Annotated in this window: 2 protein-coding genes; both read left to right on the top strand. The window is 71.8% G+C overall.

Annotated features, from left to right (window positions below):
- The first annotated feature begins 13 nt into the window (after nucleotides 1-13).
- A complete protein-coding gene (locus AOQ53_RS26375) occupies nucleotides 14-10,957 on the top strand; it encodes a non-ribosomal peptide synthetase (RefSeq protein ID WP_059420967.1) in 10,944 nt (3,647 codons plus the stop codon).
- Nucleotides 10,944-12,644, top strand: coding sequence for an ABC transporter ATP-binding protein (locus AOQ53_RS26370; protein WP_059420965.1), 1,701 nt, complete (start codon nucleotides 10,944-10,946; stop codon nucleotides 12,642-12,644). Before AOQ53_RS26375 ends, AOQ53_RS26370 begins: the two co-directional genes overlap by 14 nt.
- Nucleotides 12,645-12,676 lie beyond the last annotated feature (32 nt).

Here is a 12,676-nt window from a genome sequence, read left to right as displayed (position 1 = left end):
TGCTGAGTCTTCGATGATGGAACCGAGCGCTCGTCTCGTACGGCTTTCTCCCGCACGCCTGGCCGACGTACGCCGGCGGACCGGCGACTACTCCGACAGGACCATCACCGAAGCGTGCGCCATCGCGCTGTCGTACTGGACGACGGGTCAGAGCCCCGACGGCATCGACCTCACCCCCGGCACCCTGTTCGCCGACGTCCTCGGGTGGGTCGACAACGGCGGGGCCGGGCCCGGTGACTGGGAGGTCGGTGCGGACGGCCGCACCATCACCGTCCCCGACGGTGTCGACCCGGCCGAGGGGCAGCTCGCGCTGGACGACCTGGCCGACTTCCCGGACCGGCCCCTCGGCACCATCGGCCCGTCCAGCGCGGCCGCGAGACTCGACGTCCTGGCCCGCTGGAACGACACCGAGGCCGACCGTGTCCGCCCGACCATCGTCGAGATGTTCCGCGAGCAGACACGGGCCAGGCCGGACGCCGTCGCCATCGTCGACGAGCACCGGTCGCTGATCTACCGTCAGGCGGCCGAGCGGTCCAGTCAGCTGGCCCACCATCTGATCGAACGCGGCCTCGGCCACGAACAGGTCGTCGGCATCTCGCTGGGCCGCTCCGCCGAGATGGTGATCGGGCTGCTCGCCGTGCTCCAGGCGGGGTGCGCGTTCGTGCCGCTCGATCCGCAGTGGCCCGCCGCGCGCCGGGCCCTCGTCATCGAGGACGCCCGGGTCGTCGTACAGCTCAACGACTCGGGCGAGCACGACCCGGCCGAACCGCCGGCCGTGGCCGTGGACCTCGACGACTGGCGCTACGGTTCCCACCCCACCGAGGGGACCGGCGTCACCGTCCGCGGCGACGCCCTCGCGTACGTGATCTTCACGTCCGGCTCGACCGGACGGCCCAAGGGTGCCATGATCCGGCACGAGGCGATCAGCGAGCGCCTGCTGTGGCAGGTGAACGAGATCCTGGGCTTCGGCCACGACGACGCCTCGCTGTTCAAGGCGCCGTTGTCCTTCGACATCTCCATCAACGAGATATTCCTGCCGCTGGTGTCCGGCGCCCGCCTGGTGGTGCTGCGGCCCGGCGGCGAACGCGACCCGCACCACCTGCTGAGCGTCATCGCCGAACAGCGCGTCACCTTCACGTATTTGGTGTCGTCCATGCTGGACGTGCTGCTGGAGATCGCCGGCGACTCCGGTCGGCTGGACAGCCTCAGGCACGTGTGGTGCGGCGGAGAGGTGCTGACCCCGGAGCTGTACGAGCGATTCCGCACCAAGCTCGACATCCCCATGTACCACGGCTACGGCCCCGCCGAGACGACCATCGGCGTATCGCACGTGATCTACCGGGGAGCGGCGGAACGCCTGTCGACATCCATCGGCAAGGCCAACCCCAACACCCAGCTGTACGTCCTGGACGAGGAGCTGCGCCCGGTCCCCGTCGGCGTCGGCGGCGAACTGTACGTGGGCGGCTTCCTCCTGGGACGCGGCTACGTCAACGCGCCCGGTCTGACGGCCTCGCGGTTCGTCGCCAACCCCTTCGCCAGCGACGGCTCCCGCCTCTACCGCACCGGTGACCTCGCCCGGTTCGCCCCGGACGGATCGCTGGACTTCCTCGGCCGCGCCGACAACCAGATCAAGATCCGCGGCATGCGGCTGGAGATCGAGGACGTCGAGGTCGGCCTCGCCGAGCACCCCGGCGTACGGCACACCTGCGTCGTCGCGCGGAAGAACGCGGCGGGCGGCACCTACCTGGTGGGCTACGTCATCCCGGCCGCGGGCAGCGAGCACCTGCGGGCGGACGAGGTCAAGGCGTGGGCCGCCGAGCACATGGTCGAGTACATGGTGCCCGCCCACATCGTCGTGATGACTCAGTTCCCGCTCACCGCCAACGGCAAGCTCGACCGCAACGCCCTGCCGGAGCCCACGATCGGCACCGGCACGCTCGTACGGCCCACCACCGACAACGAGCGCGCGGTCTGCGCGGCGGTCGCGGCGGTGCTGCGGCTCGAAGAGGTCGGCGTCGACCAGGACTTCTTCCAGCTCGGCGGCGACAGCATCCTGGCGATCTCGCTGCTGACCGCGCTGCGCGACGCGGGCCTCTACGTCACGGCACGGCAGATCTTCACCCACAGCACCGTGGGGGCCCTGGCCTCGGTCGCGAGCCGGGAGGACGTCTCCACGGTCGACCACCGCGATGTCGCGACCGGGACCGTCGTGGGATCGCCCATCGTGCAGTGGCTCGGCGGTACCACCGACGCGATCGACGGCTTCGTGCAGTCCGTCGTGCTCAACACCCCGCCGGATCTGACCGCCGGCGCTCTCGACGAGATGCTCACCGCCGTGGTCCGCAGGCACGACATGCTGCGCGCCAGGCTGGTGCGCGCAGGCCGCTGGAGCTTCGACATCCCGGAGCCGGACCAGGCTGTCGTCGGGTGGCAGGAGAGCGACGGGCCGCTCGACGCGTGCGTCGCACTCGCCACCGACGCCCTGGACCCCGACGACGGGGTGATGCTCCGAGCCGTGTGGCGCCGCGAGGCGGGGCAGCTGGTCCTGGTCGCCCATCACGTGGTGATCGACGGCGTGTCCTGGCGGATCCTGATGGACGACCTGGCCACGGCCTGGCGGCAGTTCACCTCGGGCACCCCCATCGAGCTGCCCCCGGTGGGCACGTCCTTCCGGCGCTGGACGCAACTGCTGGAGCGCGCGGCGTTCGACGCGGACAGTTCCTACTTCTGGCGCCCCCTGCCGGGCGAGGACCAGCCGGTGGGCAGGCGCGCGCTGTCCGAAGCCGACACCGTCGCCACGGAGCGACTGCGGACCGTCTCGGCCGGCCCCGAGATCACGGCCGCGCTGCTCGGCGAGACCCCCGCGAAGTTCCACGCGGGCGTCAACGACGTCCTGCTGACCGGACTCGCCGTCGCGCTCGCCCGATGGCGCCGCGACCTGGGACAGGACCAGACCTTCGCGCACATCGAACTGGAAGGCCACGGCCGCGAAGGACAGTTCGTGGCGGGCTCCGCCGGCTTCGAGCCCGAGCTGTCGCGGACCGTCGGCTGGTTCAGCACCCTCTTCCCGGTGACCGTCGACCCCGGCACGGCGGCCGACTTCACCGCACCCGACTACCTGACCGCCGCCCTCAAGGCCGTCAAGGAAGACCTCGCCCGGGTGCCGGACAACGGCGTCTCCTACGGTGCCCTGCGCTACCTGACCGACACCGAGTTCGACGCCCCCGCACCGCAGGTGCTCTTCAACTACCTGGGCCGCTTCGCCGCCGGCGAGCCCGGGGACTGGCAACTCGCGCATTCCACAGGCCAGTTGGGCGAGAAGCGTGATCCGCGGATGCGGCTGCCGCGCGCCCTGGAGTTCAACGCGATCGCCGAACCGGCCGCGACCGGCGAGTACGACCTGGTCACCACCATCTCCTGGCCCGACGGCATGTTCACCGACGAGGACATCGCGACCATCGGCGAGTACTTCCGCAGCGCCCTGGCCGGACTGGCCGCACTCGACCCGCGGGGCGGCCACTCGCCCAGCGACTTCGGCCTGGTGCCGCTGACGCAGGTCGACGTCGACGCCCTGGACGGCCCGGCGCTGCGGGACATCCTGCCGCTGACGCCGTTGCAGGAGGGCCTGTACTTCCACTCCGTCTTCGACGACGACTCGGCCGGCGCCTACGTCGAACAGCAACTGCTCACCCTGGACGGCGAGGTGGACGCCGACCGGCTCGCGGCGGCGGCCACCCGGCTGCTCACGCTGTACCCGAACCTGGCAGCCCGGTTCGTGGCCCTCGCGGACGGCCGTGTGGTCTCCGTACTGGAGAGCGGTGTCGAGGCACCCTTCACGACCCTGGACCGCCCCGGCATCACCGACGCCGAGCTGCGCGACCTGGCCGAGCGGGACCGCCGCGCCGGATTCGACCTGGCGACCGGCCCGCTGATGCGGTACACGCTCGTCCGCGGCGGCCCGGGCCGGAACGTCCTGGTGCAGACCGTGCACCACATCATCGCCGACGGCTGGTCGGTGCCGCCGATGCTCCGCGCGCTGCTCGCCGAGTACCACGCGCCGGGGAGCGTGTACCCGATCGGCGGCTTCGCCGACTACCTGCGCTGGCTCGCCGGACGCGACGCCGACGAGAGCGACCGGGTGTGGCGCGAGCAGCTCGCGGACCTGCCCGGGCCGTCGCTGGTCGCAGGGGGGCACACCCCGTCCGACCGGTTCGCCGACACCGCCGTGCGGCCGGAGCACGACATCGACGCGGCCGCACGGTCGGCCGGCGTGCCGCTCAGCGTGGCCGTGCACAGCGCCTGGGCGGTGACACTGGGCGGCATCCTGCACGGCAGGGACGTGGTGTTCGGCTCGACGGTCTCCGGACGCGACGCGGACGTACCCGGCATCGAGGACATGGTGGGCCTGTTCATCAACACGGTCCCCGTACGCGCTCGTTGGACCGGCACCACCACCGCGCGGGACCTCCTCGCCTCGGTGCGGGGACACCAGGGCGCCGTCCTGCCGCACCAGCACGTCTCACTGGCCAGGATCGGCCGCCAGGCCGACGCCGGCTCCCTGTTCGACACCCTGGTGGTGTTCGACGTCGCGACCGACGTGGACGGACTGCGGCGGCCCGGTGACACGCTGGTCGTCACCGACCTCGTCAACGAGGGCGCACCGCACTACCCGATGACCCTGGTCGTGGAACGCGCACTCGACGGCCGTCCCCGCTTCAACCTGATCTACGACGGCGAGCTGCTGCGGGAGACCACCGCCCAGGCGATCCTGCGCACGTTCACCTCGACGCTCACCGCCCTGCTCACCCGACCGGACACCCTGGTCGACGACGTGATGTCCGAGGGCGACCGGCGCCCCGCGCGCATCACTCCGACGCCCCTGGGCGGCCTGTTCGACGCCGCCGCACGGCGTGACCCGGCCGCCACCGCCGTTACCCAGTGCGGCCTCGACGGCGGCACCCGGTCCCTGACGTACGGCGAACTGGCGTACGCCAAGGACCAGTTGGCCTCCGCTCTGCGCGCGGCCGGTGTCGGCCCCGGCCGCCGGGTCGCCGTCGCCGTCCCGCGGTCCGTGGAGCAGGTCGTCGCCCTGGTCGCGATCGTCGGCGCGGGCGGCGCCTACGTACCGCTGGACCTGGCCTACCCGGACGAACGGCTGGAGTACATCCTCGCCGACGCCGCCCCGCAGGTCGTCCTTGTGGACCGCGAGCAGCGGGACCGCTTCACGCAACTCCTGGCACGTACGGGCGTGCGGGCCCGCGTGCTCGTCCAGGGCGACGAGCTGCCGCAGGCCACCGCCGAGCAGCCCCGCCCGGAAGCCGGCTGGCACGACCCCGCGTACGTGATCTACACGTCCGGATCGACCGGCCGGCCAAAGGGCGTCGTCGTCCCGCACTCCAGTGTGGTGACGCTGCTCGCCAACACCCAGCCCGGCATGGACTTCGGCCCGCACGACGTCTGGGTCCAGTTCCACTCCTTCTCCTTCGACTTCGCGGTCTGGGAGCTGTGGGGCGCGCTGGCGTACGGCGGTGAACTGCTGGTGCCGGAGTACGGGTTGACCCGCTCCCCGGTCGACTTCCACCGGCTGGTCCGCGAGCGCGGGGTGACCGTGCTCAACCAGACGCCGTCCGCCTTCTACCAGTTCATCGAGGCCGACCGGCACGCCGGCGAGCCGCTGCCCGCCCTGCGCCGCATCATCTTCGGCGGCGAGGCGCTGGACCTGGGGCGGCTGCGCGGCTGGGTCGAGCGGCACGGCACAGGCTCCCCCGAGCTGGTCAACATGTACGGCATCACCGAGACCACCGTCCACGTCACCCACCGCGTGCTGACCGGGGAGGACTTCGGCCCCGGCGACGACGTCAGCCCGATCGGCGGCCCCATACCCGGCCTTGTCACCTACCTCCTCGACGACCGGCTCCGGCCGGTGCCGCCGGGCCGGGTGGGCGCCATCTACGTCGCCGGCGACCAGGTGTCGCTCGGCTACCTGGGCAGGCCCGGCCTCACCGCGAGCCGGTTCGTGGCGAACCCCTTCGCCGGCGACGGCTCCCGCATGTACCACACGGGCGACCTCGCCCGCCGCACCCTCGACGGTGAGCTGGAGTTCGCCGGCCGCGCCGACGACCAGGTCCAGCTCAAGGGCTTCCGCATCGAGTTGGGCGAGGTGGAGGCCGCGATCCGGGAACTCGACGGCGTGACCGACGTCGCCGTGACGGTGGCGGACAGCGGGGATCACCTGGTGTCGCACGTGGTGGGCCACGTACCCGACGACCTCACCGCCCAGCTGTCCGAGAAGCTGCCTGTTCACATGGTCCCGGGCCGAGTGCTGAGGATCGATGCCCTGCCGCTGACGGTCAACGGCAAGCTGGATCGAAAGGCCTTGGCGGAGCGCACCCTTAGCAGCGCGGGGCTGTATCCCTATACGGCTCCGCCGCGGGCCGCGACCAGCCAAGACGCTCCCGCGGACGAAGACTCAGCTGTAGCCGCACTTCTCGACATCTTCACCCAGACACTGCCCGGCACGGCCGTGGACGCCGACACCGACTTCTTCCACGCCGGAGGCGACAGCATCATCGCCATCACGGTCGTGAACAGGGCCAGGACGCTCGGCCTGCCCATAGCCCCCCGGGACGTGTTCCTGCACAAGACCCCCCGCGCTCTCGCCGAGCACCTGGCGACGCGTACACCACAGGCCGCCGCCCCGACCCACCGCGAGGACGGCCCCCTCCCCCTGACGCCGATCATCCTGCGCCAACGCGAACTGGGCGGCTCACTCGCCCGGTTCGCCCAGGCCAGGACACTCCAGGCTCCAGACGGCACCGGCTTCACGGACGTCCAGCGCGCGGCCAACGCCGTAGTCGCCGCGCACCCGACCCTGCGTCTGCGGCTCCGCACCGAACACGGAGTGTGGGCCCTCCGCACCGAACCCGCCCGCGACATCACCGTCGTACGCCCGGACACCTCCGACGCCACGACCGCCGCGAACGAGGCCGCCGGACGGCTCGACCCCGAGTCGGGCGAGGTCGTCGCCTTCTCGTGGCTGGAGGCGAGCCGGACCCTGGTCGTCACCGTGCACCATCTCGCCGTCGACTCGGTGTCCTGGCTGATCCTGCTGGACGACCTGGCCGCCGCCCTGCGCGGGGAAGCCCTGGCCGCACCGACGACGTCGTACGCCGAGTACGCCGAAGCCCTGGTCCTCCGGTCCGCCCACGCGATCGACGACCTCGGGCACTGGTTCACCACGCTCCAGGCGCCCCCGCTGCTCCCCGCCGTCGAGGGACTGCGGGAGACCACGGTCGTACTCCCGCCCGAAGCGAGCGGCCGCCTGACGCGCACCGCCCCCGCCGCACTCGGCGTCGGCCTCACCGAGCTGCTGTGCGGAGCCCTGCGCACCGCGCTGACCCACATCCAGCCCTCGCCCACCGATCTCGCGATCGAGCTGGAGCGGCACGGTCGCGTCCCGGCGCTGGAACACCACGACTACACGCGTACCGTCGGCTGGTTCACCTCCATCGCGCCCGTGCGGCTCACCGCACACACCGACCCCGTCGCAGCCGCGCGCGAAGTCGCCGAACGCCAGCCGGACGAGCGCGCCCACGTCGCCTACGGACAGCTCAGGTATCTCAATCCGCAGACAGCCCCCCTGCTCGGCACTGCCCGCCCGCAGGTGCTGTTCAACTACCTCGGCCGGGGCAGCGAGTCCCAGGCGGTGCACATCACCGGCGGCGGCCAGGGCAGCCCCTACGCCGTCGAGGTCAATGCCTGGCTCGACGAGGCCACCGGGAGCCTGCACACGGCCTTCACCCTCGCCGAGGGCGTCCCCGACGAGATCACCGAGCACTGGCGCGGCGCACTCGAGCGCCTCGCGGCCGCCGCCGTCACGGCCGAGCGCACCGCACCGGTCACCCCGCTCCAGCGGGGCCTGTTCTTCCAGGCCCAGATGGCGGGCTCGGCCGGGCACTACGTGGCGCAGAACTGGTTCACGTTCGACCGGCGCCTGGACACCGGCGCGCTGGCCGAGGCGATGGCGTACGTGATCGCCCGGCACCCGGTGGTGGGCGCCGGCTTCACGACCGACTCCGACGGCAACCCGGTCCAGGTCCTCAAGGCCGGCCGGCGGGTCGGCGTCCGCACGGTGGAGCTGTCGACGGACGCCGAGGTCGACGCCCTGCGGGCCCGGGACCGCGACACGGGGTTCGATCCGGGCGAGCCACCGCTGATCCGGCTGACCGTGGTGCGACTGCCCGGCGACCGCGACGGCCTGCTGCTCAGCTACCACCTGCTGCTGTGGGACGGCTGGTCCCGCGAGATCATGCTGCGGGACCTGTTCGACGCCTACGAGGCCGCCGTCGCGGGCGAGCCCCTCGACGCGGTCCCGGCCACGCCGAGCTTCGAGGACTACGCCCGGGCGCTCGACGCCAAGGACTCCGCCGTCTCGGAACGCTTCTGGGCGGAGCACCTGGCCGGCCTCCCCGGCCCCACGCTGCTCGCCGGACCGGCGCCGTCCTTCTCGGAGGACCTGCCGCGCGCGCTCGTGCACACGCTGTCCGCCGACCAGTCCGACCTGCTGCGGGAAGCGGCCAGGGCGCACGGCGTAACGCTGAACTCGGTGCTGACCGGCGCGTTCGGCCTGCTCCTCGGCGCCCACACGGGCCGCAGTGACGCCGTGTTCGGCGTGACCGTCTCCGGCCGTGAGGGCGAGGGACTGTCGGACATCGTCGGCGTGCTGCTCAACACCGTGCCGATGTGGACGCGGCCACGGCCGGACGACACGGTCCGCGACTACCTCTCGGCCGTGCAGACGGCCAGGGTCGAGGCGATGGAGCACGAGCACCTGGGGCTCGGCGAGATCCAGCGGGCCAGTGGCCACGACACCCTGTTCGACAACCTTTTCGTGCTCCAGAACTTCCTGGACATGGACGCCTTCGCCGAGATGAACGCTAGGCACGGCATCGCCTCGGTGCAGGCCGACGACTCCACCCACTATCCGTTCACCTGGGTCGTCACGCCCGGCGACCGGCTCACCGTCAAGCTGGAGTACCGCGACCAGGACACCGGGAACGCCCGTCGTCTCCTCGACGACTACCTGCGCGTGCTGGAGGACCTGGCCCGGTCGACCGGCCCGGTGGGTGCGCTGCGGGGCCTGGGGCCGGAGCCCTCGCGGGGCGAGCGCACGGACGTCGGCACGGACACCGTCGTCGACCGGTTCGACCAGGCGGCGGACCGCGCACCGGAGCGGGTCGCGCTCGTCGCCCACGGTTCGACGATGACGTTCGCCGAACTCCGGGACCGCAGCCGCGCGGTGGCCGGTGTCCTCGCCCGGCGGGGCATCGGCCCCGAGACGAACGTGGGTCTCGCGATCCCGCGCTCCCTCGACTCGATCGTGGCGCTGTTCGCCGTGCTGCGGGTCGGCGCCGCGTACGTGCCGCTGGAGCTGGACCACCCGGACGAGCGGATCGCCGCGATCGTCGAGGACGCCCGCCCCGAGGTGATCCTCACCGTGAGCGCCGTGTCGCCCCGGCTGACCTCGCTGAACGGCGACCTGATCGAGCTGGACCGCCCGCTGCCCGAGGCCGAGCCGTACGTGACGTTCGCACCGGACGACCCCGACCGCCTGCGGCATCCCGCCTACACGATCTACACCTCGGGATCGACCGGCAAGCCCAAGGGCGTGGTGACCGAGTACGCCGGACTCACCAACATGCTGATCAACCATCAGCGCCGGATCTTCGCGCCGGTGCTGGCGGAGCACGGCCACCGGATCTTCCGGATCGCGCACACCGTGTCCTTCGCGTTCGACATGTCCTGGGAGGAGCTGCTCTGGCTCGCCGACGGCCATGAAGTGCACGTCTGCGACGAGGAGTTGCGCCGCGACGCGCCCCGGCTGGTCGAGTACTGCCTGGAGCACGGGATCGACGTCGTCAACGTGACCCCGACCTACGCACAGCAGCTCGTGGCCGAGGGCCTGCTCGACAACCCGGAACGCCGGCCGCCGCTGGTGCTGCTCGGCGGCGAGGCCGTCACCCCGACGCTGTGGCAGCGGCTCGCCGAGACCGAGGGAACGGTCGGCTACAACCTCTACGGACCCACCGAGTACACGATCAACACCCTCGGCGTCGGCACCTTCGAGTGCCAGGACCCGGTGGTGGGCGTCGCGATCGACAACACCGACGTGTACGTCCTGGACCCGTGGCTGCGGCCCCTGCCGGACGGCGTCCCCGGCGAGCTGTACGTCTCGGGCATCGGCATCGCGCGCGGCTACCTCGGTCAGCCAGCCCAGACCGCGCACCGCTTCGTCGCCTGCCCCTTCGGGGAACCCGGCGAGCGCATGTACCGCACCGGGGACCTGGTGGTCCGCCGGCCCGACGGCAACCTGATGTACCTGGGGCGCACCGACCAGCAGGTCAAGATCCGCGGCCACCGCGTCGAACTCGGCGAGGTGGAGGCCGCGTTCGCGGCGCACCCGGCGGTGCGGTTCGTCGCCGCGGTCGCCCAGCCCGACCCACAGGTCGACGGCTCGTACCGGCTGGCCGCCTATCTGGTGCTGGAGGGAGCGGAGTTGCCCGCGGTGGCCGCCGAAGTCGGCGCCGGGCTGCCGGACTTCCTGCGCCCCACGCACTACGCCCAGGTCGACAGCATCCCGCTGACGGTGAACGGGAAGGCTGACACCAAGGCGCTGCCGGAGGCCAAGCCGCTGGGCGCGCTGACCACGGTGGGGGAGCGGGGGCCCGAGACCGAGACCGAGACCGTGGTGTGCGAGTACTTCGCCGAGGCACTGGACCTGGACGACGACGAGGTGAGCGCGGTGAGCGACTTCGTGTCCCTCGGAGGACACTCCATGCTGGCGGTGCGGCTGATCGGGCTGCTCCGCCGCGAGTACGGTCCCGTCATCACGATCCGTGATCTGTTCACCCTCCGCACCCCGGAAGCGATTGCCCGCCACCTCGATGACAACTCCTGACACGCAGCGGCCCCGCTCGGGGTCCGACATCCTCCGCACCGCACTGCGCCGCAACGTCGGCGCCATGGCCGGCGGCACCCTCCTCATGGGCATGTACCAGGCGGGCGAGACGGCCTTCCCCATCGCGCTCGGCCTGATCGTCGAGCACACGATGCGGGACCGCAGCCTCGGCGCGCTCGGCCTCTCCATCGCCGTGCTGGCCGTGATCATCACGACCGTGTCGCTGTCCTGGCGGTTCGGGATGCGCATCCTTCAGAAGGCCAACACGACGGAGGCGCACCGCTGGCGCGTGAAGGTCGCGGCCTGCGGCCTGAAGCCGGTGGCCAGGGACGTGGACCTCAAGTCCGGCGAGGTGCTGACCATCGCCACCGAGGACGCCGACCAGACAGCCGACATCATCGAGGTGGTGCCGCTGCTGATCAGCTCGCTGGTCGCGGTGGTGGTCGCGGCGGTCGCGCTGGGTATGGCCGACATCCGGCTCGGCCTGCTGGTGATCGTGGGAACGGTCGCGATCCTGTCGTGCCTGAGCGTGCTGTCCAAGCGGATCGGCACCAGCACCCAGGAACAGCAGGCCCGGGTGGCGCGGGCGGGCGCGAAGGTCGCCGACTTGATCACCGGCCTGCGCCCGCTGCACGGCTTCGGCGGCAACCACGCGGCGTTCCGGTCCTATCGGGAGGTCAGCACGGAGGCGAAGGTCCAGGCGATCACCGTCGCCAAGGTGAACGGCGCATACGCGGGCACAGCGCTGGCTCTCAACGCGGTCCTCGCCGGCGCCGTGACGCTGACGGCGGGCTGGCTGGCGTTCGACGGCCGGATCAGCATCGGCGAACTGGTCATGGCCGTGGGCCTGGCGCAGTTCATCATGGAACCGCTCAAGCTGTTCTCGGAGATGCCCAAGTACGTGATGATGGCCCGCGCCTCGGCCGAGCGCATGGCGCTGGTGCTGACCGCGCCACCGGTGATGACCCAGGGATCCGAACGCCCGGCCGAGAGCGCGGACATGGAGGTCGACTGCGTCCGGTACGGAACCCTGCGCGAGCTGAAGTTCCAGGTGTCAGCGGGGGAGTTCGTGGCGATCGCCGCCTACCAGCCGCGCGCGGCGGCCGACCTCGCGTCGATCCTGGCCGTGAACGTCCCGCCCGGCGCGTACGAGGGGACGGTGCGGGTCGGCGGGCGGGACCTCGCGGACCTGTCGGTCGAGGCGGTCCGCGAACACGTGCTGGTGAACCCCTACGACGCGGAGATCTTCGCGGGGACGCTCCGCTCGAACATCGACCCGTCGGGCACCAGCCGCATGGTCCCCGAGGCCGTCGAGGCGTCCATGCTGACCGACGTCGTCGCCCTCCACCGCGAAGGCCTCGACTACGGCGTCCGCGACCGCGGCGCCAACCTCTCCGGGGGACAGCGCCAACGGCTCTCCCTGGCCCGCGCCCTGGCCGCCGACAGCGACGTCCTCGTCCTGCACGATCCGACGACAGCCGTCGACGCGGTAACGGAACAGCTCATCGCACGCAACGTCGCGAAGCTGCGCCGGGGCCGCACCACCATCGTCCTCACCAGCAGCCCGGCCCTCCTGGACGCCGCCGACCGGGTCCTCGTCCTGGACGACGGCGTCGTCACGGCCGAGGACACGCACCGGAACTTGCTGGCCAAGGACGAGAACTACTGCTCGGCGGTGGCGCGGTAACGCGCCCCGCCGAGGGGCGCGGGGCTGTTTCG

This window comes from Streptomyces azureus, from assembly GCF_001270025.1.
GTDB lineage: Bacteria > Actinomycetota > Actinomycetes > Streptomycetales > Streptomycetaceae > Streptomyces > Streptomyces azureus.
This window is presented reverse-complemented; position numbering and strand designations above follow the sequence as displayed.

Excerpts from the sequence above, each read along its gene's own strand:
- AOQ53_RS26375 (WP_059420967.1), top strand. The coding sequence starts at position 14 with ATGATGGAACCGAGCGCTCGTCTCGTACGGCTTTCTCCCGCACGCCTG.
- AOQ53_RS26370 (WP_059420965.1), top strand. The coding sequence starts at position 10,944 with ATGACAACTCCTGACACGCAGCGGCCCCGCTCGGGGTCCGACATCCTC.